Here is a 26,097-nt window from a genome sequence, read left to right on the forward strand (position 1 = left end):
TGTTATGGGGCTAGGGGTTGCCCCTGTGTTTTTCTTTATGTCCTATCCAGTGGCTCAGGGTTTCAAAGAGTTCGTTGAGCACTATGGGCTTGGTAATGTGGGCATTCATGCCAGCGGCGAGGCTCTTTTCCCGGTCGCCGGACATGGCGTGGGCTGTCATGGCGATAATCGGCAGCTCATCGAAGCTGTAGCGCTTACGCAGCTCAGTTGCCGCCGTGAGGCCATCCATCACAGGCATTTGAATATCCATGAGTATCGCATCGTAACTGCGCTTGCCCACCATCTCCAGCGATATCTGGCCGTTGTCGGCCACATCCACTTCATAACCGGCGCTCTTCAAAAGCTCGGTGGCCACCTGTTGGTTGATAAAGTTATCTTCCACCAAGAGCACCACGCCCTGATGTTCACCCTCATCCTCCACCGGCGGTGCGGGCAGCGCTTTGGGGGCGGGCGGGGCAAAGGCGCGGATGATTTCATCGAACAGGCTGGATGCCTTGAACGGCTTTTGCAGCATGGCAAACACGCGATCACTGTCGAGATCCACCTTCAGCGGCTCGGCTGCGTAGGCGGTCATGATGATAATCACCGGCCGGGCAGCAAGCTTGCCTTCGGCCACCATCTCATCGATGGCATCTATCACCTGAATGCCGTCCATCTCGGGCATCATCCAGTCGAGCAGCACCAGATCCACCTGCTGTTTGCAGAGCTTGTACAGGGCCTCGGCGCCGGTGGAGGCGGTTTCCACTTCAAAGTGGAAGTCGCGCATCACACTGGAATAAATCTGCAGCGCCGTGGGGTTATCGTCCACCACCAGGGTACGCAGGCTCGCCAGACGCTCGGGCACCACCATGGGGACGACCTTGGCCTCTTCGGCGATTTCAAAACTCACGGTAAAGCTGAAGGTGGAACCCACGCCGGGCTCACTCTCCACCTGCATGGTACCGCCCATCATGGACACCAGATGTTTACTGATGGACAGGCCAAGGCCCGTACCGCCGTACTTGCGGGTGGTGGAACCATCGGCCTGGGCAAAGGCATCGAACAGCTTGTCCTGCTGCTCGCGGCTGATGCCGATACCGGTATCCCGCACCCAGAACTTGAGGGTGATGCGGTGGTCGCGCTCGCCCACATCTTCACAGCCGAGTTCAATTTCACCGTTTTGGGTAAACTTCACGGCGTTGGACAGGAGGTTAATCAGCACCTGCCCCAAACGCAGCGGGTCGCCCTTGAGCATGATGCCCGCCGATACAGGGGCGTACAGCAGGAGTTCAATACCCTTTTCCTGCGCCCGCAGGGCGTTGAGATCCAGTGAGTGGTCCAGCACCTTGTCCAGCGGGAAGGCGACTTTTTCCAGCTCCAGCTTACCGGCTTCAATCTTGGAGAAGTCGAGGATGTCGTTGATGATGCGCAGCAGCGACTGGGCCGAGAAGCTCGCCTTATCCAGGTAATCCTTTTGCTGCTCGGTCAGGCTGGTGCGCCCCGCCAGTTGCAACATACCTATGATGGCGTTCATTGGGGTGCGGATTTCATGGCTCATATTGGCCAGGAATTCACTCTTGTAGAGGTTGGCCAGCTCCGCATCCTGCTTGGCCTCAAGCAGCGCCACTTCGTTACTCTTGTGACGGGTAATATCTTTGTGGGTACCCACCATCCGCTTGGGCTGGGCATCCTGGGTAAATTCCACTACCCGGCCACGGCTCAGCATCCAATGGTACTGGCCCGTTTTGGCGCGCATCCGGAACTCAATCTCGTAGGCGCCAATGGGGTCTTTCAGGTACTGCTCGCGGTATTCCTGCACCCGGATGCGGTCGTCCGGATGGATCAGGCTGTCGATGGTGGAGAGCAGTGCCGGGAACTCGTTGGTCTTGTAACCCAGCATGGAGTAATAGGCCGGGTTGCAGATGATTTGCTCTGAGTCGAGATACCAGTCCCACAGGCCATCTTCCACCGCGTCCATGGCGAGGTGGTATCGCTCTTCCGACAGCCGTAATTGCTCGGCAGATTCGTATTCTCGGGTAACATCACGCCACACTGCAATCAGGCCCATCAGCTCACCACGGCGATTGTAGAAGGGCAGTTTGAGGGTATCGAGCAGCACAGGTTTGCCAGCCAGTTCGATTTTTTCCTGATAGCGCAGCGGCTTGCGTTCTGTCAGTACCTGCTCGTCTTCGGCACGGATGCGGCTGCCCTGCTCCGGTGATGTCAGCTCCTCGCTGGACAGGCCAATCATCTCGGCCTCGCTGAAGCCCAACATACGCTCGGCGGCCTTGTTACAGCCAAGGTAATGGCCTTCCTTGTCTTTGAAGACAATGGCCTCGGGGATGGAGTCGAGCAAAGAGCGCAGCAACGCGTATTCGCGCTCGCGGCGCTCTGTGGTTTCTTTTAGACGCTCGGTGCGGCGCGCCACCAGCTTGTCGAGGCGCTTATTCTGCTCGGCCAGGTGTTTGGTATATTGCTGGTTTTCTTCAAAAATACGACTTACCAGCTGGAACCATGGCTCCCAGCCCGGGGTGATTTTTTCCGGTACTGCACGGGGTTGCTGGGAGCAGCCTTCGAGGTGTGACAGCAGCCTTGATGCAGGGCTTACGAAGGAGCGGCGGGTCTGCCAGTGCACTATGGTCACCAGCACTGAGAGCGCCAGAACCACCAGAATGAAAGTCAGCTGCAGCTTGTCCCAGCTCTCCTGAAAGAGGTCGTCCACATCCTGTATGTACAGCAGACGCCAGGGCGCATTGTGCAGTGCCACCGAGTGAATGTAGTAACCGTTACGGATAATGCCGCCCTGGGCATCGAAGAGTTCTGACTCCGGCAGCGAGTGCAGCTCAGAGGGGATTTTCTGGCTGATGTGCAGCACCCGTTTGAGGTCGTTGCCCGCCATGTCGGAGTGGGACAGTATGTTGTTGCTCTGGTCGAGCAGGATGACCGTGCCCGGCATCTTGAAGTAGAGACGGATTTGCCGCGCAAGCGACGCCAGGGTCATGTCCAGATTGATGGAGCCAATAAACTCATCTTCGAGGTAAATGGGCACACCCAGGGTGGTCAGCAGCCCCTTGTCGGTGGAGTCGAGATAGGCCTCACTCCAGAACACGCTGCGCTGGGGGTTCATGGCCGGGGTCGCCAACTGGAACTGTTTCTTGTTCAGCAGTTCGTCGCGAAAGCGCTGCTCGTCCAACGGCCAGGGGAAATACGACATCATCCGCCGTTTGGAAATGTAGTAAATGGCCGATGCCTTGGGGGCAGCCTCTTTGGCCACCGGGAAAGACAAAGACAGCTCGAACAGCATTTCCAGTTCCTGATAGAACTTGTCACTTCTGTCCTTAAGGGAACCAATGCCCGTGATGCGGCCCATGTTATTAAAGGGTTTATTGCCCTGGGCATAGTGGGGCTCGAGGGTGAAGTACTGGCCGTCTTCGTTGAATTTTTCGTACTGGGGCAAGCGGTCTTTACGCACCAGCTCGCCAAGGCGCAAATGGTCTACGGCCACATCACGCAAACTCTTTACCGCCCGTATGCTGGACTCCAGCAAGAGGTCGATTTGCAGTACATGGCGGTCAATTTGCTCTTCGCGCTGGGCCAGCTGCTGGGTCTTTTCCCGGTCGAAGAAAAACCAGGCGGTCAGGCACGCCATCACAATTACACCTATGTAGGTGTAAAACACGGCGCGGTTGTAATTGCGCTGAATAGGCGATTTGAGCTGCAAATCCGGCTCAGTCGATTTCATCAAAAACCCTTTGGCATCCCCTGTCGCGAGTCCCTGCACCCGCAAAACTTAACGGATTATAGTAACAGGAACCCATGGGCAGTCACATCAAATAATTGTCATTGAATTTGTTTCAAAGTCGCTGTTTTTGCATCGCATTAAGGATAAAAAACGGACCCGGCGGGTCCGTTTGTCTGCCACACCACCAAGGCTGACTTACAGGTGCTCCTCGGCGAATTCGGCAAGCCGGGATCTGACCACACCATTGAGGTAGACATTGGCACTGCCTTCGAAGTTCTTGAACCTTTCCACAATGTAGGTCAGGCCCGAGGTTACGGCGGTCAGATAATTGGAGTCTATCTGGGCCAGGTTACCCGAGCAGATAAGCTTGGTGCCTTCGCCCATGCGGGTGATCATGGTTTTGATTTGCGATGCTGTGAGGTTTTGACATTCATCCAAAAGCACTATGGCATTCTGGATGGAGCGGCCACGCATAAAGTTGATGGATTTGAACTGGATATTGGCTTTTTCCATGATGTAGTTCATCGAGCCATGGGGGTTTACATCGTTTTTGTGCAGCACTTCCAGGGTGTCAGTGATGGCCGCAAGCCAGGGGGCCATTTTCTCTTCTTCTGTGCCGGGCAAAAAGCCAATGGACTCGGCAATTTCCGGCGTGTTGCGGGTCACTATCACCTTGTCGTACTGATTGCGTTCCACGACAAGCTCCAGTGCAGCCGCCATGGCCAGCAGGGTTTTACCGCACCCAGCGGGCCCCGTAAGGATAACCATGTCGATATCGGGGTCGAGCAGCGCCTGCAGGGCCATGCCCTGATACACATTTTTCGGCCGTATGCCCCAGGCTTCCAGGTTCAGCAGGCGGCTGCGGCCCAGATCCACTATGTGCAGATGGGTATCATCCTTTGAAATCACCCGGCCACAGAAATCGGATTCTTCGTCGATAAGATATTGGTTGATATAGAGATGATCGTCTTCCAGGTCTTTAAGGGGCACTTCATGGATAGTCTGGCGGCCATGGCGGGTAGTGGACACCTTTTCCAGATGCTCCCAGAAGTTACCTTCAAACTGATGAAAACCCTTGGTTAAGAAGCGAATATCATCGATAAGCTGGTCGGTACGGTAGTCTTCTACCAGCTTGATACCGGCGCCCTTGGCCTTAAGGCGCATATTGATGTCTTTGGTTACCAGTACCACGGGGCGTGGCGCGTGAAGTTTTTGTAAGTGCAGCGCAGTATTGATAATGCGATTGTCGTTATGGTCGCCGGGCAGGCCGCCGGTGGACATTTCAAGCTGATGGTCGGGAAAAATGGCGAGTGTGCCTGTGGCTTCGTGGCCTTCGCGGGCCGGCAGGGGCACGCCTGCGATAATTTGTTCCGGGGTGGTTTCGCCGCCGAGGGTATCTTCCAGTGCCCTGATGGCGACCCGGGCGTCACGGCTGACATCCCGCTTACGATCTTTAATCTGGTCCAGCTCTTCGAGGACTGTCATAGGCACTATGACATCGTGTTCTTTGAAGGAATAAATCGCTAAGGGTTCGTGCAATAAAACATTGGTATCCAGTACAAACAACTTTCTGTCGTCTTGTTCCATGGCGCCTCCGGTTTTAGTGACATAGGGCGATGATATTGTGATTGCGCTGGGGGTGTGTCGCTGGGGCGGGTTCCTCCTTGGATGGCTGGAACGGATAGGACAAAGTCACATCCTGTCATTGAGTTAATACTGACACCCTTCCCGGGAAAGCTCAACACTCCATTAACACTCAACCCCATTCAAAGACAAATGTATGACAAGCCCGTGACAGCAGGAAAGTTGTCAGGTGCACGAAGGGGATCTAGGCTGATTCAAATATCCGGGCCGTTGGTATAACATACGCGCCCTTTAAGTTCCCCCTTGAGTTGAGAGAGTAAGATGTCGTTTGCGGTTGGGCAGCGCTGGATCAGTGATACAGAATCGGAATTGGGTTTGGGCACAGTGGTGCAGATAGAGGGCCGCATGGTTACTCTGCTGTTTCCTGCCACCGGTGAAAACCGCATGTTTGCCATGGCCGAAGCGCCCCTTACCCGGGTGATTTATAACCCCGGAGACACCATCGACAGCGCCGAAGGCTGGGGCATGACGGTGGACAAGGTCGAAGAATTAAACGGCCTGGTATTTTATTTGGGCAAGCGCACCGACACCGGTGAAGACACCATGCTGCGCGAGACCCTGCTTGAGCACAATATTCGCTTCAACAAGCCCCAGGATCGCCTGTACGCCGGCCAGATTGACCGTATCGAGCGCTTTGGCGTGCGTTACAAGGCGCAGTTGCTGCGCCACAAGCAAGCCACCTCGCCACTGCTGGGTCTGCAGGGTCCACGGGTTGGCCTTATTCCGCATCAGTTGTGGATTGCCCATGAAGTGGGCCGCCGCCATGCCCCACGGGTATTGCTCGCCGACGAAGTGGGTCTGGGTAAAACCATCGAAGCGGGTCTGATTATCCACCAGCAGCTGATGACAGGCCGCGCCGAGCGCGTACTGGTGATAGTACCGGACACCCTGCGCCACCAATGGCTGGTTGAAATGCTGCGCCGCTTTAACCTGCGCTTCTCCGTGTTTGATGAAGACCGCTGCGTAGAGGCCTTTGCCGATCACGACAACCCCTTCTACACAGAGCAGCTGGTGATTTGCTCGCTGGAGCTGCTGCGCAAGAAACGCCGTTTGGAGCAGGCGCTGGATGCCGATTGGGATCTGATGGTGGTGGACGAAGCGCACCATCTGGAGTGGAGCGAAGACGAACCCAGCCGCGCCTACCAGGTGGTTGAGGCCCTCGCCGAAGTGGTGCCCGGTGTCCTGCTGCTTACCGCCACCCCGGATCAACTGGGCCACCAGAGCCACTTTGCCCGTTTGCGCCTGCTCGACCCTGACCGTTTTTACGACTATCAGGCTTTCCTCGATGAAGAGAAAGGCTACCAGGCCGTGGCCGAAGCCGCCGATGCCCTTGCCAGCGGCATCAAGCTTTCCGATGAGGCCATCAACGGCCTGACTGAGCTGTTGTCAGAGAAAGACATAGCCCCGGCTATTCGCCAGATCCAGGCCGAAAATCTTGACGAAGAACTGCGCCAGGCCGCCCGGGACGAGCTGCTGCAGGAGCTTCTGGACCGCCACGGCACCGGCCGCGTGCTGTTCCGCAACAGCCGCGCCTCGGTCAAAGGCTTCCCCAAGCGCGAATTCCACAGCCACGGCTTCGAACTGCCGGAGCAATACGTAACCGCCATGCGGGTAAACGCCATGATGGGCGGCGCCCGCACTCAGGAAGCCCGGGTGGCACAGGCTCTGAGCCCCGAGCGTATCTATCAGGAATTCGATGACAATAACGCCAGTTGGTGGAAGTTCGACCCAAGGGTCGACTGGCTTATCGACTTTTTGAAATCCCACCGCTCCAAGAAGGTGCTGGTGATTGCCAGCCGCGCCGAAACAGCACTGGCGCTGGAAGAAGCCCTGCGTACCCGCGAAGGCATACAGGCCACCGTATTCCACGAAGGCATGTCCATCATTGAACGCGACAAGGCCGGGGCTTACTTTGCCCAGGAAGAGGGCGGCGCCCAGGCACTTATCTGCTCTGAAATCGGCTCTGAAGGCCGTAACTTCCAGTTCGCCAGCCAGCTGGTGCTGTTCGACCTGCCCCTGAATCCGGATCTGCTGGAGCAGCGTATCGGCCGTCTGGACCGTATCGGTCAGCGCCACGATGTACAGATCCACCTGCCATTCCTCAAGCACACTGCTCAGGAACAGCTGATGCACTGGTACCACGAAGGCCTGTGCGCCTTCGAACTCACCTGCCCCGGTGGCCATGTGCTCTTTGGCGAGTTTAAAGAGCGCCTGCTCAGTGTACTGACCGGCGAGAGCGATGAACTGGACGAACTGATGGCAGACACCAAGGCCCGCTACAAGGCGCTGAAAGCCGCCATGGAGCAGGGTCGCGACAAGCTGCTGGAACTCAACAGCCACGGTGGTGCCAAGGCCGAAGCCATCACAGCAAGCCTCAGCGACGCCGACGAGGATACCGACCTTATCGCCTCAGTTATCCGCCTGTGGGACGTGATAGGCATAGATCAGGACGACAAGGGTGAAAACTCCATAGTGCTGCGCACCACGGAGCACATGATGTATCCCACCTACCCCGGTCTCAACGAGGATGGGGTGACTGTGACCTTCGATCGCAACACGGCACTGTCGCGGGACGATATCGCCCTTATCACTCTGGAGCACCCACTGGTGCAAACCGGGCTTGATCTCATCACAGGCTCAGATACAGGCACCACCTGTGTGGCACTGCTGAAAAACAAGGCGCTGCCGGCGGGCACGATTTTCCTCGAGCTGATTTACCTCGCCGAAACCACCGCGCCCAAGGCCAGCCAGCTGTACCGCTATCTGCCGCCCACGCCGGTGCGGGTGCTGCTGGATAAGAACGGCAATAACCTGTCTGACAAGGTGGACTACGACAGCTTCGATAAGCAGCTCTCCGGGGTGAATCGCCATATTGCCAGCAAGCTGGTTAACGCCTCACAGACCATGCTGCACCCGCTGTTTGCCAAAGGTGAAGAGTTCGCCGGTGAGGCACTTGAAACCCTGACCCAGGATGCCAGGGCGCGCATGGAAAGCCAGCTGGGCGCCGAGCTGTCAAGGCTTGAGGCTCTCAAGGCCGTCAACCCCAGCATCCGCGAAGAGGAGCTGGAGCACCTGCGCAATATGATGCAGGAGTTGTCGGGTTACCTTGGCAACACCCAGTTGAAGCTGGATGCCATCCGCCTGGTACTGGTGAGCCATAACTAAGGCAAACCAGCCAGGATGCCAAGCCAATTCAAAGGCCCGCAGTTGCGGGCCTTTTTTATGCCATGAATGGGGTGACTCTGACGAAGGAGCAATGCTATAACCTTAAAAAATAACAAACTTTAAACATCTTACTGCACAAGGACTCCCCATGGTTGCTCGCCTTTCCTTGCACTCTGCTTACCCCAGTACCCTGCCACGCCGCACCCTGCTCGCTTCCCTGTTGCTGGTTTGCTGTCAGGGCGTCGCCACTGCAGCCACCGTCAAACTGGAAAATATTCGCGGTTACGGTTTTGATGATGAACGTCAGTTGGTCACCTTCGACACCCTCGCCTATGACGATGTCACCGGCAAGGTGCTGGCACGGGGCAAGGAGGCGCAGTCGCTGACCACAGACCAGGTGCACAATGGTGCGGGGAAGACGCTGTTGCCGGGGCTTATCGACGGTCACGGCCATGTGCTGGGACTGGGCCAGGGCCTGAGCCAGGTTGAACTGCGGGAGACTCGCACCGAAGCCGCTGCTGCCAGTCTGGTAAGCAGCTTTGCCCAGGCTCATCGCGAGCAGCGCTGGATATTGGGGCGGGGCTGGAATCAGGAACTCTGGGACAGCCGCGCCTATCCAACCAAGGCCTCGCTGGATGCCCTGATAAACGACAGACCCGTTTGGCTACGCCGTGTTGACGGCCACGCAGGTTGGGCCAACAGCAAGGCCCTTGCCCTGGCGGGCATAGGCCGGGACACACTGGACCCGGATGGGGGTCAAATCATCAAGGATGCCAAGGGTGAACCCACGGGCGTGTTGGTGGATAACGCCATGGCGCTGCTGGAAAACCAGATCCCCGAGCCCGCAAAAGCAGAACGACTTGCCGCCTTTACCACCGCCTTTGACCACCTGCTCTCCCTCGGTATCACAGCCACCCATGATGCGGGCATCAGCGCCGCCGAGCTGGCCGATTATCAGGATTTGCGCCAACAACAGCGGTTACCGGTGCGGATATATGCCATGCTGTCCGCCGCCGATCCGGCGCTGGATTCCTGGCTGAAGCAGGGCCCGATTCTGGATGAAGACGAGCGACTGGTGGCCCGCTCGGTGAAAATTTACAGCGATGGCGCACTTGGCAGCCGCGGAGCGGCGCTGCTGGCCCCATACAGTGACAGACCCGGTGAAACCGGGCTGCTGGTCACGCCGGAGCCTGAGCTGGGAAGCCTGATAAAAGCCACGGTTGCCGCTGGCTTTCAGGCCAATGTGCATGCCATTGGTGACAGGGCCAATCGCATGGTGCTGGATAAATTTGCCCAGCTGGATGACAAAACCCGCGAGGCCGGGCGTCATCGCATCGAACACGCCCAAATCATCGACCCCAAGGATTTGCCCCGCTTCGCCACGCTCAAGGTATTGCCCTCCATGCAACCCACCCATGCCACCTCCGACATGAACATGGCCGGAGATCGCCTCGGTGAGCAGCGTCTGCGCGGTGCCTATGCCTGGCGTACCCTGGTGGATATGGGCAGTCCCATCGTTGGCGGCTCCGACTTCCCGGTGGAGCTGGCCAATCCTTTCCACGGCCTCCATGCCGCCGTGACCCGCCAGGATCAACGCAATCTGCCCGAAGGTGGCTGGCGCCCGGCAGAAAAGCTGACCCTGGCAGAGGCTCTGCGCGCCTTTACCCGGGATGCGGCCTATGGCGCCTTTCAGGAGCAAAAAATGGGCAGCCTGACACCGGGCAGCTTTGCCGATTTTATTCTGGTGGACAGAGATATATTCGCCATCGTGCCTGAGCAGCTATGGCAAACCCGGGTGCTTGAGACCCATGTGGCGGGTAAACAGGTCTATGCTTTGGGACAATAAGACAAAGGCCCGGCACGCTTATGCCGGGCTCAACCTCAAATGTCGGTTTCAGCACTGAGTTATGGGTTCTTTGGGAGGCGCAGTGTGGGTTATCATCAACAGAAACATAGCCTGAAACACGGAAATTCCATGCGCGCCTTCTTCTCCTTCAGCCTCAGTTTTCTGCTGAGCCTGAGTCTGCTGTGGCCCACAACCCAGGCCGCCGAAGACCCGGCATACGATTACCTCAAGAGCCGCCAGATGCGCGCCATCACGGTGGAAGACGCCGAGCTGCCGGTGTTGGTTCGCCCCTGGGAAGGTAAAAATCAGCATGGCGCTGCGCTGATATTTGCCGATACCGGTTTTGGCGCCGATGCCCCGGGACTGGTGGCCTTTTTGCGGGATGGTTTAAGCCCACTCGGTTGGGCCAGTATCAGTATGACGCCCCCCAGTAACCCACCCCACCCGAGTTTTGCCACCGCCCCCGAAGAAGTGGCCAAGGCTGGCGACAAGCAGCTCTCATTGCCTCCCGGCAAGGCCATGGACAAATTCAGCCAAGAGGAATGGCAACAGCATGTGGATACCCAACTGGGCTTTGTGGAAGCAAGCCTTGGACAGCTTGATCAAATAGGCGCGGCGTATCCCGGTAAACGTATCCTGGTGAGCATGGATCGCAGCGCGGCCCTGTTGCTGCAGCTGCTGGCCGATGGCAAGGTGGCGCCACCGGATCTGTTGGTGATCATCAACCCCTACAGCGAATCCCCCGACTTTGACGAACGCCTTCCGGGGCTGGTGGCCATGCAGGAAGTGCCTGTGCTGGATATTCAGTCGCCGGATGGCAACAGAGCAAGCCTCTCGACCGCCTCACTGCGCCGAGCCAACTCGGCCATGAAAGATGCCATGGCCTATCGTCAATTGCCCTTGGCACTCAATATCAGCGAGCCCGATGCCTGGGCCGATGTGCTCAGCGCCATCCGTGGCTTTGCCGCCAGCGTCAAGGCCGCGCCCGGTAACTGATTCAGGCCTGCTTGTCCTTGGTGAGCATAAGCGCGAGGGCAACCAACACCACCACGCCGGCCATATACAGCAGCTCCAGCGCACTCTGTGGCTTAAGCTCGCTGAAAAAAGAAAACAGCTTGATAACCAGCATCATGAGGATGACCTTGCCAAGCTTGCTCTTGAGCGAGTCTATGCTGCTGATAATCAATATTTTACCGCCCACCTGCGATTCGGATGCCGGTTTGATGTCACGGATAAAGAGCTCGTAAAGACCAAAAGCAAAAATCAGCAGTACGGCGCCCAACAAGAAGGTATCCAAAATCTCAATGACCACCATCACCAGGTCGTTACGCACCTCAAGGCTGCCGCTGGCAAGGTAATCCCACAGCAGGTGGAACATGTGCAGCATGTCCTTGGCGCCCATGATAAAAACCACCAGGGCCGCCACAATACAGGCCACCACCCCAAAAATCACCGACAGACGGCTGCTCCACAGCAAACGTTCCAGTTGATTCTTCATTTTTCAGCTCCTTGAAAATACACCTAAAAATAAAGCGCCGATTGTGGGCGCTTTGGTTGGGTACACGCAAGTGCAATCCCGGGGATTGTGAGTGGATTACCAGAATTTTTGCCGTGGTTTGTAGTCTCTGTCGGTTTTACCCTGCTGACGCCGGGCGGCGATGGCAAAGTTTTTCCCCAGCAGCAGACGCACCTGATACCATGACTCCCGCGCCAGCAAACGGCGAATACTGCCACTCCAACTACGATGAATCGAGCCCTTGATGGCAGCCAGAGCATCAGGCGAACGTGTCATTAACTCCCCGGCAAAGGCGAGGGCGTCATCCATAGGCGCAGCCGTGACCCTTGTTACCAAGCCAAGGGAAGCTGCCTCATCGGCCTCGATTACCCTGGCAGTCATCGACAATTCCAGCGCCTTGTCTTTTGGCAGTATCCCTCTGAGGCTCACCAGTCCAGCCATGTCGGGCACAAGCCCCCACTTGGCTTCCATAATGGACAGCTCGGCGTTTTCAGCCGCAAAGCGAAAATCGGCCCCCAGCGCAATCTGCATGCCACCGCCATAACAATAGCCTTCGATGACAGCAATAACGGGGACTGGCAAACGGCTCCAGCCGATGGAGACCCGCTGAGCCAGATTGGCATTACCGGGCAGCCACTTGGCCAGCAGCCCCAGTGGCTGCAGCGGCTTACGGGTGACACTCTTGATATCAAGCCCAGAGGAGAAGTGCCCCTGGGCGCCTTGCAGTATCACCACCCGCACCTGTCTGTTTCGTGCCAGCAGCTTCTGCACCCTGCAGATCGCTGAAAACATCTCATAATTCAACGCATTGAATTTTTCTGGTCGATTTAATGTCACAAAGGCTATGCCATCCTTTATGACCAGAGTGACTGGGGGTTGAGTCATGCCGCATCCTAACTGGTCTGTCCAGAAGAGATGTTAACATATTTGGCATAAATGGCTATTCAACGTAACATAGCCAGACTTTTTGACATCCGTCAGTATTTTGACATCAGGAATTTATTACCGGTTGCACCCCAAACACAGCGGGGTATGATTCGGCCATGGGAAATGCCAACTTCAGGAATCACCATGGGATCCAGCCAGGAAAGGCGCCACGACCCAAAGCAGGATGACAGCAGAAATTGGTGTTATCTTGAATAAGAAGAACAATCGAGGACCTTATTCCAGCATGGCACTTCCAGTATTGATATGTGACGACTCCGCCATGGCTCGAAAGCAGATGGCGCGCACCCTGCCAAAGGATTGGGATGTGGACATTACCTTTGCCACCAATGGTGCAGAAGGCCTGGAGGCCATCCGGGCCGGCAAGGGCGAGGTGGTGTTTCTTGACCTCAATATGCCGGTGATGGATGGCTATGAGGTATTGCAAACCATTCAGCAACAGGACTTACCCGCACTGGTCATAGTGGTGTCGGGTGACATTCAAATTAAAGCGCACGAACGGGTTAAAGCCTTGGGTGCACTCGATTTTATCCAAAAGCCCGTCAGCGCCGAGGCCATAGCCGGCATCCTCCAGGAATACGGTATTCTGGTGCCCGGCGAGGGCGAGGGCGACGAAGCCGAAGACAACCCCCTGTTAAAAGTCGACATGCGCGATGCCTGCCAGGAAATCGCCAACGTCGCCATGGGCCGGGCGGCAGATCTACTGGCCAAGCTGCTTGATGTGTTTGTGGTTTTGCCCATTCCCAACGTCAATGTGCTGGAAGTGAGCGAGCTAACCATGGCGCTTAAGGCCACAGAAACTTCTGCCAAGGTTACCGCACTGTGCCAAGGCTTTATCGGTGCAGGGGTGGCTGGAGAGGCGCTGCTGCTATTCCATGATTCCAGTTTTCAGGACATGGCCAAGCTGATGAAACTCGATGGTCCCGGCGATGAGGCCACCGAAGTGGAAGTGTTGATAGACACAGGCAATGTGCTTATCGGCGCCTTTTTGAATGGCATCGCCGAGCAACTGGACATGCATTTCAGTCAGGCACATCCGGTGGTGCTGGGCCGTCATTGCACGGTCAACGACTTAATCCACGACAATGCCGAGAAATGGCACCGCACCCTGGCGATGGAAATCAACTACCGTATCGAAGATCACAACATTGAGTGCGATCTTCTGCTTCTTTTTACCGAAGACTCGCTGCCGACCCTGAACTACAAGCTCGGCTATATGTTGGATACCGATTGAGGCCAAATCCCTGATGTCCAATGACGCAGACCTGATGAACGAACTCCACTGGCTTATCGATATGGTGCAAACCATAGAGGTGGGTCTGGTGGTGCTGGACAGAAACTTCAATATCGCCCTGTGGAATGGCTTTATGGAAAACCACAGTGGCGTTTCCCCCAACGCCATCAAGGGCAAAAACCTGTTCGAAGAGTTTCCCGAGCTCCCGGCCGCCTGGCTGAAAAAGAAAATGGAGTCCGTGTACCTGCTGAAGAACCGCGCCTTTATCAGCTGGGAGCAGCGCCCTTTTGTATTTCAGTTTAAAAACTACCGCCCCATTACCGGCCGCGCGGAGTTTATGTACCAGAACGTCACCCTGCTGCCACTGGCATCGCTCACCGGGCAAATTACCCATATCAGCATCATTGTGTATGACGTTACCGACGTGGCGGTGAATAAACTGCAGCTGAAAAATGCCAATGAACGCCTGGAGCACCTGAGCCAAACCGACGGCCTTACGCAACTGCACAATCGTCGCCACTGGCAGGAGTGCATGAACCGGGAGTACGAGCGTTTTAACCGCTATGGCGATCCTGTCAGTCTGGTGATGTTTGATATTGACCGCTTCAAGCAGGTGAACGATGAACACGGCCATGTAGCCGGTGACAAGGTTATCCAGCACATAGCCCACCTGCTGAGCCAGTCGCTGCGGGAAACCGACTGCGCCGGTCGCTACGGCGGCGAAGAGTTTGCTGTGGTCCTCACCGGCACCACCGCCGAAGAGGCGTATCACTTTACCGAGCGCCTGCGGGAGAAAGTGGCCTCCTCTGCCATCCAGTTTGGCGGCAAGAGCATTCAGGTCACCATCAGCCTGGGCATTTGCGGTATGGACGACTTTGTCGACAACGAATCCCAGTGGCTTGCGTGCGCCGATCAGGCTCTGTATCAGGCTAAACAGCAGGGACGCAACCGCACAGTGATCTACAGCGAATAAGCCGGTTTACAGGCACAAAAAAGCCCGTCGTGAGACGGGCTTTTTTGTTATCAGTGACGCTCGATGGGGAAGCCATCCTTGTCGTAGTCTTCGTCGTCATCTTCGTCGTCGAAGTCTTCATCGTCACCCATAAAATAGGTGCCCCAGCCGTCGTAATCCACCTTTTGCTTGGCAGCAAGGTTGATCAGCTGTTCACAGGCCTTGTCTATCAGGTCCACGTCCAGAGCATGGTTGGCAATGGCGTCAAAGCAGAGGATCACACTGCCGTCATCCAGTTCCAACTCTTCGGCGTCAGTCACTTCGAAGCCCAGTTTGAAGGCGTCTACCGCAGCTTTTTCAAGGCGATCGAAATTGGTGCTCGAAAAATGATGTTCAATCATGTACTCGGCATCCGGGTCGGAACCATCATCCAGCAGCGACTGAACGATATCACGGGTCTCTTCCTGTTGGGCCTTAAGCAGGCGCTCAATAGACATGGGCTGACTCCAATAAACAAAGCAAGCGCCTGCCCACCACGGGAGGCGCAATCAGGGCGCAGTATAACAGAGATTAAAAAAGGCGTCAGTTGGCCAGACGGGCTCGGCCCATCAGGGCGTCGGCCTCGCGGTTAAGCTGCTCAAGCCTGGCCGACATGGCGGCGTGGATGCGCTCAGACAGTTCCTTGACCTGACTCTTGTCCAGCCCCTTGGTCTCAAAGGGTTCCATCTGCTCGATGATCACCACGCCATTATTCCAGCGATTGAGTTTGATGTGGCACTGGTTGGAGGCCAGCACTGGCACCATGGGCACACCGGCGGCGATCGCCGTGTGGAAAGCCCCGGCCTTGAATGGCAGGAGCCCCCGGCCACGACTGCGGGTACCTTCGGGGAAAATCCACACCGACAGGCACTTATCTTTGATTTTTCTGGCGGTGTTGGCCATGGTCTCAAAGGCGCGGTTACGGTTTTTACGATCAATAAGGATATTGCCCGACAACCAGTATATTTGGCCGAAGAATGGCATCCAGGCGATGCTCTTTTTCCCCAGGCTCACAGTACCTTTAGGCACGGCAGCGGTATGGGTGAACATGTCAAAGTTGTTTTGATGGTTGGCAAGGTAGACGCAAGGCTCACTGCTGGCGGCCTGGGGACGACGCACTATCACCTTAATTCCCAATACCGGCGCGACGGCAGAGAACCATTTGGCGAACATATGTACATTGTCACGGTGCCTTGGGCGCAACAAACAGGCAATGGAACCCACGATGAATGCCATCAGCAGCAATATAGCCAACAGCAAGGATCTGACGATTAACAGCACGACATACTCCCGGTAAAAACTCCTGCGCAGTATAACGACAGAGTATGACGGGAACAATATTTTGTTTACACGTGTGCGCTGATTTATTAATTAATCATTAAATTCATAAAGTTAAAGCCCGCCTAACGGCGGGCTTTTCAGGGTTTATCGCTTGGCTGACACCAGTCGGAATACCATGGCCGATAGCGCCAGGGTTGCCACTATCATGGCGCCACTCGGCAAGTCGAACATGGCCGACAGCAACAGCCCGGCGAGGTAACCGCAAAGACCTACCAGATAAGCCCAGCCCAAGGCTTTGGCGCAGTTGAGTTTATTCACCGCCAGCGCGGGCAAAATCAGGGTACTGAACACCAGATACACCCCCACCAGCTCAACCGACAGGGTGATCACCAGGGCAAACACCAGGTAGAAACCCGCCCCATCGAGTACGGTTGGCCGCGCCACGATAAGCGCCAACACCGCAGCAGATACCAGCGCCGGCAGATAAAGCTGCTCCCAGCTTACCCAGAGGATCTGACCGGACATCAGCTGTTTGAGGAGCTCCGCACCATGGGGGTCATTGGCGAGCAGCAGCATGGCGCCCACGGCCGCCAGCACATACAGGCAACCGATCATGGCCTCCAACTCATCGGCCATGCGCCGCGAGAGCCAGGCAATCCCCCCGGCACCGGCCAGAGCAAAGAGCGCAGGCATCCAGACTCCCGAAAATGGCGCGTCCTCCAGCACAGGGTGCATGTGAGCCACAATGGCCCCCAACGCCGCCACCTGAGCAATGGCCAAATCGATAAAGATGATGCCACGCTTAAGTACCTGGCGCCCCAGCAGCACATGGGTAGATAGCACCAATACCCCGGCGGCCAACGCCGGCAGCAATATGTCCAGCAGATCCCAGTCAAACATAGATCAGTTCGCCCCTTTCAAAAGGTTAATCACGCTGTCGTAGAGACTGAACAGATCCTGGCTTTCATCATTGCCTCCCACAGACATGGGCAGCACCAGCACCGGCAGTCCGGCTTTTTCGGCCAGCCAGTTGGCACCGCGGGTGTCTTGATAGGAGGCCACCACAATCGCCGAAACATCCCCCTTGCGGGCACGCTCCAACAGGCCGGCGAGGTGTCCACTGGAAGGCGGCAGACCCGGTTTGGGCTCCAAATCGGCAACCTGCTCTATGCCAAGCCAATCGAAGAGATAACGAAAGCTGGTGTGATAGGCAATCACCTTGCGGCCGGCGAGCTCCTGCGCTGATGTTTCCCAGCCCGGAATGGCGGTTTGCCAGCGCTCGCTGAAGCGGACAAAGGCGGCATCATAAGCTGCGCTATTGTCCGCATCCAGGCGTTTAAGCCTCTCGGTAACTGCTTCGGCCACCTGCAAAAAGCGGCGTGGCGAAAAGTGCAGATGCGGGTTGCCCTTGGCATGTACATCGCCCATGGAGCGGTCGACCTTATCCAGCTTATCCAGAGTCTCAATGACTTCGGCGGCGTAGAGCATGCCGTCGCTGCCGTCTCTCACGTTGGCATTGGCGGATTTCATCTGCAGCATCGGCAGCCAGCCAATTTCAAGGTCAGCGCCTGCGCACAGGGCCAGATCGGCCTGACGCATCTTGGCTATCAAGCTGGGTCTTGCCTGCACCTGATGAGGGTCCTGCATGGCCGTGGTCGCCGAGTAAATGCTGGCGTCCGGCGCCAGCTCCTTGGCCAGTGCCGCGTATTCGGGCTCACAGGCAAAGATATTCAAACCGGCCACGGCACTGGCGCTGTGGCCCAGAGTGAGGGCCAGCAGGCCCCCGAGCAACTTAGAATTGATGCGCACCATGGGCCCCCAGAGTCATAACATATTGCAGGGTGAACAGATTATCGTCGCTGATGCCGTCAAAGTTGGTTCCCTGTTGACGGGTGTACTGCAAACGCACGGTGGAGAAATGGCTATGATGCCAGTTGAGGCTGACTTCGGTCTCTTTCAGCTTCTGGGCATCATAGTGGTCATCGTGGGCCAGTTGGGTATCCAGCTCGCCATAACGCAAACCGGCAGACCAGCTGGGGCTGAACTGATACACACCACTCAGGTACCAGCCCTGATGGTAGTCCTTGTCATGGGCATGCTCGTGGCCTTCTTCTTCCTCGTGTTCCTCTTCATGCAGCTCTGGCGCCTTGAAATCGTTCACGCGGAAAAACTCGCCGCTCAGGGTGAGGTGTTGATACTTGTAATTGCCGTTTGGCGCCCATTTATAAACAAAGTCAGCCACATAGGTGTTCTCGCCCGTGTAGGCGGCACTATGGCTGTGGTCATGGGCGTGTTCATCTTCCTCATGAACCTCTTCCCCTTCTTCATGGGGGGTGAGGCGGCCATTCTGGTTTTTCATGTAGGCCAGTCCCAGCTGCCATGAACTGTTGTCACCTATATCACCGCCCAACTTGGTGAAGGCGTTGTAAACCCCAACGGTATCGAATTCACGCTCGCCATGCTCGTCTTCGGCACGCATCTTGTCGCCTTTGAAGCCTTCAACGCCGAAGGTCCAATAGAGATCCGTCGGTGCAACCCAGCTCAGACGCAGACCATCATCAAAGTAATGACTGCCAAGAAAAGCGCGGTACACCGCAGGGCGACCGGCAAAGGCATCGCTGTGGAGGTGCTGGTTGTTCAGGTAACCCACATCAGACAGGAAACGGCCCGCGCGCACAGACAGGCCCCCAGGCAATGCCAGAGTCTGGACAAAGGCTTCTTCAAGCTCCAGCTCGGTTTCACCATCGTGCGCCTCAATCACTGCGGTTAACTTGCCATAGAAGAGGTCATCGATATTGGCACTGATGGCCAGCTCACTCTCACCCAGGCCAAAGCCTTCTTCACGGCCACCAAGGGCACGATCGCCACTCTGGTAGTAGCCATCCAATACGGCACTGATGGCGGGGTTACCCAGAGTAGGGGTTTCAGCGGCTGCCGCAGCAGAAATCAAGGCAGATGCCAATACAGACAAACGAAAGGTGTTCATAAATTCTCCAAAAATACAGCAAGACCCCGACGGCGGTTGACCATCGGGAAATAGTTAACTTTTCAATGCAATATGTATTTAAGGAGCGAGTGGTGGACCACGGGCCTGGGGCTGTGGACGGACCGACTCCACTGAAGTAAACAGCGGAGTCTGGGGTTGCTCGAACACCTGTAGCAGGGGCACCTTGGGCAGGTTCACCCCGGGCAGGAGCTTGTTCAGCTGATGCTGATGGAAGCAGAGGGTACAGTGATTGTACCCTCCTTCATCGAGGTGGGTCGTGGCGTGGGCGGCAGCAATAAACGACAAAAGCACCAGTACGGCAGAAAGCCATACAGCGATAAGTCGATGAATTTTGCGCCTTGGAAATTGCACGCACCCTACTCCGGTGATTTGTGAAGCGGCTCAAGTTTACGGCAGCCCAAATAGGCTGGCAACCGTGATCGCAGTAGAAAAGTTACAGAATGTTATTCATTGGGCATCGCACAGGTTTTCGCCTTAATCTTGTGTTAAGCCGCCTGACATACCATGGCGCCACTATTCAGGTACCAGCTTGCTTACTCAATCAGGAGAATGCGTTATGGGTCAATTTTTCAAAGAAAACATCAAACTCATCTTGGTTGCAGCCCTGGTGATCGGCGGTATTCTCGGGGGGATCTGGTGGGTTGAAGCCTCACTCGCCGCTCAGGAAACCGTGCTCTAACGGTACTTTTGCCGCTCATGGCTCTTGTCTTCCACTTCAGGAGCCTCCACCACGATAAGCTGGTCCATCAGGTGCGATATGAGCAGCAGCGCCAGGCACATGGACGCCACCAGCACAGCGACACCCCGCCATGGCGCGTGCAACCACGCCAGCAGCAGCGCCGCCACGCCCAGATAAAATCCCACTAATTTCAACTTCACCAGCACACCGCTGCGTGCCAGCCAGGCATCACAGTGCGGGCACTGGATCTGGGCGTTCAATCCCTTGCCACGCTGGGCCTTTACGGCTGTCACTTTAAAGTTTTTGTGGCAATGACTACAGATCATGATAGGTCCTCAACACCTCGGGGCTGCAGATTCTACCAGAGCCTGACAGGTTTGGGATAAGAGTTCCGCTCCTGACTGCACTGATTGTACGCCCGCGCCATCAGGGGCTATGATGCTTACATCTTACAGCAACAGGATGTTGAATATGCGTCTGTTAATCCCTTTCCTCTTGGGCATGAGTCTGCTGGTTCCCACGGCAGCACTGGCCGTCAGTGATGAGTTTCGCAGTAATGTTGAGCAGCTCGAGCACACAATAGCGCAGGATCTCAAGGCCCTGTCTCAGGCCAAAGGCGAACTGGTTGCCATCAGTGAGTATCGGATAAACCAAAAAACGGCCGAATTGAGGCAGCTTATCAACGCCGAAATTGAAGCCCCGAACACAGACACCGCCTATCTGCAAACGCTGGTGGAAAATCAGCTGAGTTTTATTCAGCAGACCCAAGCCTACCTGGGCAAAGACATTCAAAGGCTTAAAAATGCACTCGGCAGCAGCAATGATGCCGAGCTACTGCTGGCACTGTCCAACCGGGAACGGGAGCGCGACACCAACTTCAAAAAAGAACTGCAAACCCTGGACTGGGGCAGCAAGCTGGGCATGGACACACAGCCACGCCGCACCGAGCTGAAGCAGGCGCTGGCCGAACGGGCTGATCGCCTGGCAAGCCTTGTGAGTTACACCCAGGAACAACTCAAACAGGCAGTGGATGAAGCCCGCACCGCGGGTAAAGATGTCAGTGCCGAGCAAACCGCCAGGGTCAGTGAGCTCAAGGCCCGGCTGGAGCAAAACAGCGTTAGCCTGAGCACAGTGGTCGGCTTGCTCGAAGAGCTGGGAGCCGATACCACGGCGCTGAAACAGGTGCTCTTTACCGTGTCGGGTGATATTACCCAGGATGTGCTGGATATCGACCTGGTGGGCAGTCTGCTGGGTAAGTGGCTCAGCGTCGCCGAATCGCAGGCCATAGAAAATGGTCCACGGATGCTGTTTAAGGTGTTTATCTTCCTGCTTATTCTCTTTGTCGCCAGTCTGGTTGCCAAACTGGTAAAGAGCGTGGTGAAAAAGGCCGTCAGTAACTCCAAACTCAAATTCAGCAAGTTACTGCAGGATTTCTTTGTCTCTCTTTCCGCCAAGGGCGTGTACACCCTGGGGTTACTGATTGCCCTGTCGCAACTGGGTTTTGAACTTGGGCCCCTGCTGGCCGGTTTCGGTATTGCCGGTGTGATTATCGGTTTTGCGCTGCAGGACACGCTGTCGAACTTTGCCTCCGGCATGATGATCCTGATTTACCGCCCCTATGATGTGGGAGACCTAATCAGCGCGGCAGGCGTCACGGGCCGTGTCAGCCATATGAGCCTGGTATCGACCACCATCAAAACATTGGATAATCAGCGCCTTATCATTCCAAACAATAAGATTTGGGGTGATACCATCAACAACATCACCGCCGAGCACCATCGCCGGGTCGATATGACCTTTGGTATCAGCTATGCCGATAATGTCGAGCATGCGGAAAAAATCCTGCTGGATATAGTCAACAGCCATCCCAAGGTGCTGAAAGACCCCGGCGTGACTGTGCGCCTGCATCTCCTGGGTGAATCGTCAGTGGACTTTGTGGTGCGCCCCTGGGTGCGGCCCGATGACTACTGGGAAGTGTATTGGGACGTGACCAAGGCGGTGAAACAGCGCTTCGACGCCGAAGGCATTACCATTCCCTTCCCGCAGCGGGATGTGCACTTCTATCGCGCTTGACCACAGCAAATCGCTGAAAACAGAAAGGCACCCGAGGGTGCCTTTCTTGTCACTCATCTGCATCCATCATCCCAGGCCGATTATTTCGCCCTTGTCATTGATGTCGATATTCAGATAGCCGGGCAGGAGCCCCAACCCCGGCATGGTCATCACCTTGCCTGTGAGCACAGTAATAAAGCCCGCACCGGCACTCAAACGTAAGCCGACCACAGGCAGCTCAAAGCCACTGGGGGCTCCTTTGAGCGAAGGATCATGGCTGATGGACAAAGGGGTTTTGGCCATGCACAGGGGCAATTTGTCCATCCCAAGCTCGGTAATCATCGCCAGATCCCGACGCGCGTCCTCAGACAGACTTACGCCTGCCGCACCATAACGCTCTGCCAGGGTCATCAGGCGGGCACCAAAGTCCATCTCGTCGTCATAGAGATACTCAAAGTTTACCGGCGCATCGCAGGCACGGGCGACTGCAGTGGCCAGCGCCCGAGCGCCCTCGGCACCGTGGCTGAAGGCATCGCTGATTTCGCAGCCAAAGGCCCCTTCTTCAAGGCAACGTTCTTTGAGCCAGTCCAGTTCGGCCATCGCATCGTCGGGGAATCGATTGATGGCCACCACCAACGGCAGGCCATAGCCCATCACGTTTTGCATGTGCCAGTGCAGGTTGGCAAAGCCGGCTTCCAGACGCGCTCTGTCGTCGCCTTCCACGCCTGAGTTGGCCTTAAGCGCCCTTAAGGTCACCACCAACACGGCGGCGGAAGGGGCAATGCCCGAGGCGCGGCTCTTGATGTTGCAGAACTTTTCAAAGCCCATGTCGGAGCCAAATCCCCCCTCTGTCACCACGTAGTCGTGGTGTGCCAGGGCCACCCGGTCGGCGATAATGGAAGAGTTGCCATGGGCGATATTGGCAAAGGGGCCCGCATGAACCAGGCAGGGTGCCCCGCTCAGGGTTTGCATCAACGTCGGTTCGATGGCATCACGCATGATGGCGGTCATGGCACCGGCCACACCGAGATCATCGGCACTGATGGGTTTACCGTCCCGGCTCATGGCCAGAATAACCCGCCCGATCCGGGCACGCATATCGGCGATGTTTTCGCACAGGGCCAGAATGGCCATGAGTTCAGAGGCCGCCGTGATATCAAAGCCCCCGCCGTGAACCGGACCATTGTTATCCCCAAGACCAAGTTCAATCTGGCGCAGGCTGCGATCGTTGTGGTCCACCACCCGGCGCCAGAGAATGCGCTCGGGGTCGATATTCAGCGCCGGTAATCCCGTTTTGGCGCTGAACGATTCACACCCCAGACGGGTTTCATGAAACAGGCGGGCATCGATGGCGGCGGCAGCCAGGTTATGGGCACTGGTGACGGCATGGATGTCACCGGTCATATGCAGGTTCATCACCTCCATGGGCACCACCTGGGCATATCCCCCACCGGCGGCGCCGCCTTTAACCCCGAAAACAGGGCCGAGACTGGGCTGACGGATACAGGCACAAGCCTTGTGCCCCAGCAGATGCAGCCCCTGGGTGAGCCCTATGGTGGTCACGGTTTTACCTTCGCCATGGGGAGTGGGTGTGACGGCGGTGACTATAACCAGCTTGCCACGCAAAGGCGCGCGGGCGGCTTCAAGGCTGATTTTGGCCATGGCATGACCGGCCTCCCGCCACAAATGCTTGCCAAGACCAAAGTCATCGGCAATCCAGCCTATGGGGCGTACATTGGCCTGCCGGGAAATTTCCATATCAGTCAACATAGTGGAGTTCTCGCTGTAGGGTATGCTTGTGATTGTTATTGTGAGACCCTGTGGCGGGTCCTGGCTCAACACAGCCTAAGCCAAAGACCCGGGCTAAAGAAGCTCAAGGAATGACTAATTCATCTTTCCTGAATCCAAATCAATTTCAGTGCACTTTTTTGGGGAGAACCATGGTGTCGACTTCACTCAAACTGTCCGAATTTATTGCCGGTTTCTGGCGACTGGCCGATTGGCAAACCACCTTGTCTGAGCGGCGCGAAATCATCGAAACCTATCTGTCCCTTGGGGTCAGCTCCATGGACCACGCCGATATCTATGGCCAGTACCAGTGTGAGCGACTCTTTGGTGACGTGCTGCGCGAGACCCCTGCCCTGCGCCACCAAATGGAAATCATCAGCAAGTGCGGCATCAAGCCCGCCATTGTCGGAAATCCAGACCGCTATGTGAACCACTATGACACCGGCCGGGATCACATCATCAACAGCGCCGAACAATCGTTGCGCAATTTGGGCACGGATTATTTGGACCTGCTGTTGATCCACAGGCCCGATCCGCTGATGAATGCCGATGAAATGGCCGAGGCCTTTTATGCGTTACGCAAGGCGGGCAAGGTACGCCACTTTGGTGTATCCAACTTTACCCCGAGCCAGTTTGAACTGTTGCAGTCCCGGCTCGATTTTGCGTTGGAGACCAATCAGGTAGAACTGTCACCACTGGCGATGCAGGTCATGCACGACGGCACCCTCGACCAATGCCAGCGCCTGGGCATTCGCCCCATGGCCTGGTCATGCCTGGCGGGAGGAGCCTTGATGTCGGGCATGGATGAGCGGGCGGTGCGGCTGCGAGCCGTGCTTAGCGATATACAGCAACAAACAGGCGCCGACGACCTGAGTCAGCTGGTATACGCCTGGGTGCGGATGCATCCGAGTCGTCCACTGCCCATTATCGGCAGTGGCAACGTTAAGCGTATTAAATCGGCCCTGGCCTCAAGCCATATAGTGCTTAGCAGGCAGCAGTGGTTCAGCATCTGGCAGGCCTCAATGGGGCACAGTGTGCCCTGAGAAGACTAAGTCGCGCACGGTGTGCCTTGAAAAGACAATAAAAAACGGCCGCATATTGCGGCCGTTTTTATTGGGGAAGATGCTGTAGGCTGATCAATCTTTGTCAGCGGATGCATCATTTACCCTCAGTCGTGAAAGGTCACTTCACCGCTGAGATGGGGTCTGCGACCTTTTTGATCTCGAAGTTCAAACCTGAGTCCATCCTCTTTGGCTTCACTGGCAAAGGTCACCTCACCGGGCATAAACAGCGGCAATTTAAAAGCCACATCCAGGGTGCAGGGTCTGTTACCTATCTTGTCCATTAGCTCGGCAACACAGCGCGCCTTGGACCACATACCATGTGCCAGTACCCTCTCAAACCCAAAGCGTTTAGAGAGGAAAGGGTGTAAATGGATGAGATTGAAGTCACCAGAGGCTCTGGCGTAGCGCCAGCCCAGTTTATCGTCCAGAGACCAGGTTTTGGGGTTGTCCCACGCCATGTCGCTGCCCTTCGGGGGACGGGCGCGACGACCTGCGCTTTCAATACGATACAGATAGATAGAGTGGGCTTCCCACACCAGTTCATCGCCCACCCAAACCTTGGAAACCAACTCAAACTCCAATCCGGCATCGGTTTGCTCGCTGGATGCCAGTACGCATTCCAAGCGTACCTGCTCAGACACAGTGACGGGGCGGTACTGAGTGATACGGTTTTTCAGGTGGATCATGCCCAGCAGCGGAAAGGTAATAGCGTCGTGGGTGAAGATCACCGCATGCAGGCGAAACGCCAGAATGTACAAAAAGGTGGGGGGCAGCGTCTTGCCATCGAAGTTGAACCCACACACTTTGGCATAGTCGGACACGACCGCTGGCGACAGAGACACCTGGGGCACAGACACGCGGATCACGGGCAGCGGCTGCTGATCCCAACCGGGCTTACGGCCGAATAAAATCTTGCGATACAAAGACAACAGCGACGGCATCCCATCCAGTGCCACTTGATGTTCCATGGTGTAGGCTCCCCCCTAGCAAAGAGCGGGAATTATACTCTCATTCACTGCAATGTGTACCCTCAATAAAATCACGACCCTATACATTTAATTTTCAACACCTTACATCAATCTCTGCCGAAAAAAACCAGGAAATGGCCCAAACAACGGGAGACTGCCAAAACCGCCCCGGCTGTGAGAAACTAGCGCCCGACCT

21 protein-coding genes are annotated in these 26,097 nt (G+C 56.2%); 8 read left to right on the top strand and 13 right to left on the bottom strand.

Annotation, left to right across the window (positions count from 1 at the left end):
* Positions 1 to 10: 10 nt before the first annotated feature.
* Positions 11 to 3,721: a response regulator gene (locus tag SAMA_RS16320; RefSeq protein ID WP_011761236.1), complete on the bottom strand. Its 3,711-nt coding sequence runs from the start codon at positions 3,719 to 3,721 to the stop codon at positions 11 to 13.
* A 195-nt stretch (positions 3,722 to 3,916) separates the two neighbouring features.
* Entirely contained in the window at positions 3,917 to 5,308 is a 1,392-nt protein-coding gene (locus SAMA_RS16325) for a PhoH family protein (RefSeq protein WP_011761237.1), read from the bottom strand.
* Positions 5,309 to 5,626: 318 nt separating this feature from the next.
* Between SAMA_RS16325 and rapA the strand changes: the two genes are divergently transcribed.
* From rapA to SAMA_RS16340, 3 genes are all read left to right on the top strand, one after another.
* Positions 5,627 to 8,530 (top strand): RNA polymerase-associated protein RapA, encoded by a 2,904-nt coding sequence (gene rapA / locus SAMA_RS16330; protein WP_011761238.1) that lies wholly within the window; start codon positions 5,627 to 5,629, stop codon positions 8,528 to 8,530.
* A 148-nt stretch (positions 8,531 to 8,678) separates the two neighbouring features.
* Complete coding sequence (locus SAMA_RS16335) at positions 8,679 to 10,376, top strand: amidohydrolase (RefSeq protein WP_011761239.1); 1,698 nt, start codon at positions 8,679 to 8,681, stop codon at positions 10,374 to 10,376.
* Between the two features lie 84 nt (positions 10,377 to 10,460).
* Positions 10,461 to 11,372: a DUF3530 family protein gene (locus SAMA_RS16340; RefSeq protein WP_011761240.1), complete on the top strand. Its 912-nt coding sequence runs from the start codon at positions 10,461 to 10,463 to the stop codon at positions 11,370 to 11,372.
* 1 nt (position 11,373) lies between these two features.
* On the opposite strand, the gene SAMA_RS16345 is transcribed toward SAMA_RS16340, so the two are convergent.
* Together SAMA_RS16345 and SAMA_RS16350 are read right to left on the bottom strand one after the other, a co-directional pair.
* Complete coding sequence (locus SAMA_RS16345) at positions 11,374 to 11,874, bottom strand: YqhA family protein (protein ID WP_011761241.1); 501 nt, start codon at positions 11,872 to 11,874, stop codon at positions 11,374 to 11,376.
* A 96-nt stretch (positions 11,875 to 11,970) separates the two neighbouring features.
* On the bottom strand, positions 11,971 to 12,777 hold the full coding sequence (locus SAMA_RS16350) for a crotonase/enoyl-CoA hydratase family protein (protein WP_011761242.1): 807 nt from the start codon (positions 12,775 to 12,777) through the stop codon (positions 11,971 to 11,973).
* 286 nt (positions 12,778 to 13,063) lie between these two features.
* On the opposite strand from SAMA_RS16350, the gene SAMA_RS16355 reads away from it, so the two are divergent.
* Together SAMA_RS16355 and SAMA_RS16360 are read left to right on the top strand one after the other, a co-directional pair.
* Positions 13,064 to 14,071: a response regulator gene (locus tag SAMA_RS16355; protein ID WP_011761243.1), complete on the top strand. Its 1,008-nt coding sequence runs from the start codon at positions 13,064 to 13,066 to the stop codon at positions 14,069 to 14,071.
* Between the two features lie 13 nt (positions 14,072 to 14,084).
* The gene (locus SAMA_RS16360) at positions 14,085 to 15,044 is read left to right on the top strand and encodes a sensor domain-containing diguanylate cyclase (RefSeq protein ID WP_011761244.1); all 960 of its coding nucleotides are present in this window, start codon (positions 14,085 to 14,087) and stop codon (positions 15,042 to 15,044) included.
* 50 nt (positions 15,045 to 15,094) lie between these two features.
* On the opposite strand, the gene rraB is transcribed toward SAMA_RS16360, so the two are convergent.
* The 6 genes from rraB to SAMA_RS19795 form a co-directional block, all read right to left on the bottom strand.
* The gene (gene rraB, locus SAMA_RS16365; protein ID WP_011761245.1) at positions 15,095 to 15,520 is read right to left on the bottom strand and encodes a ribonuclease E inhibitor RraB; all 426 of its coding nucleotides are present in this window, start codon (positions 15,518 to 15,520) and stop codon (positions 15,095 to 15,097) included.
* Positions 15,521 to 15,605: 85 nt separating this feature from the next.
* On the bottom strand, positions 15,606 to 16,343 hold the full coding sequence (locus SAMA_RS16370; RefSeq protein ID WP_011761246.1) for a 1-acylglycerol-3-phosphate O-acyltransferase: 738 nt from the start codon (positions 16,341 to 16,343) through the stop codon (positions 15,606 to 15,608).
* A 144-nt stretch (positions 16,344 to 16,487) separates the two neighbouring features.
* Complete coding sequence (locus tag SAMA_RS16375; protein ID WP_011761247.1) at positions 16,488 to 17,243, bottom strand: metal ABC transporter permease; 756 nt, start codon at positions 17,241 to 17,243, stop codon at positions 16,488 to 16,490.
* Between the two features lie 3 nt (positions 17,244 to 17,246).
* Positions 17,247 to 18,152: a metal ABC transporter solute-binding protein, Zn/Mn family gene (locus tag SAMA_RS16380; protein ID WP_041410592.1), complete on the bottom strand. Its 906-nt coding sequence runs from the start codon at positions 18,150 to 18,152 to the stop codon at positions 17,247 to 17,249.
* Positions 18,136 to 19,329, bottom strand: a complete 1,194-nt coding sequence (locus SAMA_RS16385; RefSeq protein ID WP_011761249.1) for a hypothetical protein — start codon at positions 19,327 to 19,329, stop codon at positions 18,136 to 18,138. Before SAMA_RS16385 ends, SAMA_RS16380 begins: the two co-directional genes overlap by 17 nt.
* A gap of 78 nt (positions 19,330 to 19,407) precedes the next feature.
* Positions 19,408 to 19,701, bottom strand: a complete 294-nt coding sequence (locus tag SAMA_RS19795) for a hypothetical protein (protein WP_011761250.1) — start codon at positions 19,699 to 19,701, stop codon at positions 19,408 to 19,410.
* 205 nt (positions 19,702 to 19,906) lie between these two features.
* Between SAMA_RS19795 and SAMA_RS19865 the strand changes: the two genes are divergently transcribed.
* Positions 19,907 to 20,029, top strand: coding sequence for a hypothetical protein (locus SAMA_RS19865; RefSeq protein WP_269571895.1), 123 nt, complete (start codon positions 19,907 to 19,909; stop codon positions 20,027 to 20,029).
* Here SAMA_RS19865 and SAMA_RS16390 read toward each other — a convergent pair.
* Positions 20,026 to 20,355, bottom strand: coding sequence for a hypothetical protein (locus SAMA_RS16390; protein WP_011761251.1), 330 nt, complete (start codon positions 20,353 to 20,355; stop codon positions 20,026 to 20,028). The genes SAMA_RS19865 and SAMA_RS16390 overlap by 4 nt on opposite strands.
* Positions 20,356 to 20,500: 145 nt before the next feature.
* On the opposite strand from SAMA_RS16390, the gene SAMA_RS16395 reads away from it, so the two are divergent.
* Positions 20,501 to 22,102 carry a mechanosensitive ion channel domain-containing protein gene (locus SAMA_RS16395; RefSeq protein WP_041410594.1) on the top strand — a complete coding sequence of 534 codons (1,602 nt, stop codon included), beginning with the start codon at positions 20,501 to 20,503 and terminating at the stop codon, positions 22,100 to 22,102.
* A gap of 66 nt (positions 22,103 to 22,168) precedes the next feature.
* On the opposite strand, the gene SAMA_RS16400 is transcribed toward SAMA_RS16395, so the two are convergent.
* On the bottom strand, positions 22,169 to 23,851 hold the full coding sequence (locus tag SAMA_RS16400) for a formate--tetrahydrofolate ligase (RefSeq protein ID WP_011761253.1): 1,683 nt from the start codon (positions 23,849 to 23,851) through the stop codon (positions 22,169 to 22,171).
* Positions 23,852 to 24,021: 170 nt separating this feature from the next.
* Here SAMA_RS16400 and SAMA_RS16405 point away from each other — a divergent pair, with 170 nt between their 5' ends.
* Complete coding sequence (locus SAMA_RS16405; protein WP_011761254.1) at positions 24,022 to 24,912, top strand: aldo/keto reductase; 891 nt, start codon at positions 24,022 to 24,024, stop codon at positions 24,910 to 24,912.
* Between the two features lie 125 nt (positions 24,913 to 25,037).
* On the opposite strand, the gene SAMA_RS16410 is transcribed toward SAMA_RS16405, so the two are convergent.
* Positions 25,038 to 25,874: a MaoC family dehydratase gene (locus SAMA_RS16410; RefSeq protein WP_041410596.1), complete on the bottom strand. Its 837-nt coding sequence runs from the start codon at positions 25,872 to 25,874 to the stop codon at positions 25,038 to 25,040.
* Positions 25,875 to 26,097: the final 223 nt, after the last annotated feature.

It is taken from the genome of Shewanella amazonensis SB2B (assembly GCF_000015245.1).
GTDB classification, from domain to species: Bacteria; Pseudomonadota; Gammaproteobacteria; order Enterobacterales; family Shewanellaceae; genus Shewanella; species Shewanella amazonensis.

Bases quoted from the DNA above. Each gene is read 5' to 3' on its own strand.
- SAMA_RS16335 (WP_011761239.1), top strand. From the start codon at position 8,679: ATGGTTGCTCGCCTTTCCTTGCACTCTGCTTACCCCAGTACCCTGCCA.
- SAMA_RS16320 (WP_011761236.1), bottom strand. From the start codon at position 3,721: ATGAAATCGACTGAGCCGGATTTGCAGCTCAAATCGCCTATTCAGCGC.
- rapA (WP_011761238.1), top strand. From the start codon at position 5,627: ATGTCGTTTGCGGTTGGGCAGCGCTGGATCAGTGATACAGAATCGGAA.
- SAMA_RS16355 (WP_011761243.1), top strand. From the start codon at position 13,064: ATGGCACTTCCAGTATTGATATGTGACGACTCCGCCATGGCTCGAAAG.
- SAMA_RS16350 (WP_011761242.1), bottom strand. From the start codon at position 12,777: ATGACTCAACCCCCAGTCACTCTGGTCATAAAGGATGGCATAGCCTTT.
- SAMA_RS16400 (WP_011761253.1), bottom strand. From the start codon at position 23,851: ATGTTGACTGATATGGAAATTTCCCGGCAGGCCAATGTACGCCCCATA.
- SAMA_RS16395 (WP_041410594.1), top strand. From the start codon at position 20,501: ATGCGTCTGTTAATCCCTTTCCTCTTGGGCATGAGTCTGCTGGTTCCC.
- SAMA_RS16360 (WP_011761244.1), top strand. From the start codon at position 14,085: ATGTCCAATGACGCAGACCTGATGAACGAACTCCACTGGCTTATCGAT.
- SAMA_RS16375 (WP_011761247.1), bottom strand. From the start codon at position 17,243: ATGTTTGACTGGGATCTGCTGGACATATTGCTGCCGGCGTTGGCCGCC.
- SAMA_RS16345 (WP_011761241.1), bottom strand. From the start codon at position 11,874: ATGAAGAATCAACTGGAACGTTTGCTGTGGAGCAGCCGTCTGTCGGTG.
- SAMA_RS16385 (WP_011761249.1), bottom strand. From the start codon at position 19,329: ATGAACACCTTTCGTTTGTCTGTATTGGCATCTGCCTTGATTTCTGCT.
- rraB (WP_011761245.1), bottom strand. From the start codon at position 15,520: ATGTCTATTGAGCGCCTGCTTAAGGCCCAACAGGAAGAGACCCGTGAT.
- SAMA_RS16325 (WP_011761237.1), bottom strand. From the start codon at position 5,308: ATGGAACAAGACGACAGAAAGTTGTTTGTACTGGATACCAATGTTTTA.
- SAMA_RS16405 (WP_011761254.1), top strand. From the start codon at position 24,022: ATGGTGTCGACTTCACTCAAACTGTCCGAATTTATTGCCGGTTTCTGG.
- SAMA_RS19865 (WP_269571895.1), top strand. From the start codon at position 19,907: ATGGGTCAATTTTTCAAAGAAAACATCAAACTCATCTTGGTTGCAGCC.
- SAMA_RS16390 (WP_011761251.1), bottom strand. From the start codon at position 20,355: ATGATCTGTAGTCATTGCCACAAAAACTTTAAAGTGACAGCCGTAAAG.
- SAMA_RS16410 (WP_041410596.1), bottom strand. From the start codon at position 25,874: ATGCCGTCGCTGTTGTCTTTGTATCGCAAGATTTTATTCGGCCGTAAG.